The sequence below is a fragment of the Vibrio sp. Y176 genome (assembly GCF_033438945.1).
On record NZ_JAWOQS010001031.1, the window covers coordinates 1 to 546 of the forward strand.

The following is a 546-nucleotide window of genomic DNA, read 5'->3' on the forward strand; positions in this document are numbered from 1 at the left end:
CCCCGGCTTGCAGACAACGCAGCACTTGCAGTTCGCGAATGGTGAGATCGACGGTTGCTGGCGCGGTGTGAGTATTTATCACATTTCGATAATAGTGCAGCAGTTGGCTGGTTACGTTGCGTGGTAGCCAGTTTTGCCCGTTGACAATGCCTTTCAGTCCTTCGCCTACTTGTTCTAAAGAATCTTCGCTGTAAAACAAGCCTTTTAATTGACCGAAGGCGAGCAGTTCATCCGTAGTGAGGCGTTTTGGAACGTTGAACACGACCGTCTCAAAGTTCTTCCAAACCAATGGCAGGTTTTTAATCGATTGAACGAGTGATTTATGTTCACTGAAGTCAATGAGTAGAATTTTATTTCGATGTTCGGGTTTCGCTTCCATTAGGGCATCGGTTGAGATTACAGGAATGCTCATATCGATGTACTTTTCTAATGATGCGACTTTCTGCGCAGCATCGTCTTCCATACTAATCAGAAATAGCTTTCTTGCGTAAGCCGACTTTCTCACGTGTTCAAATCTCCCAAGGTTCAGTAGAGGCCGTAAGTTGG

At 45.6% G+C, this 546-nt stretch carries 1 protein-coding gene; it reads right to left on the reverse strand.

Annotated features, from left to right (window positions below):
* The coding region (locus tag R7O13_RS30025) for a DNA-binding response regulator (RefSeq protein WP_318305610.1) at nt 1–505 on the reverse strand (505 nt) is incomplete at its 3' end.
* Nucleotides 506–546 lie beyond the last annotated feature (41 nt).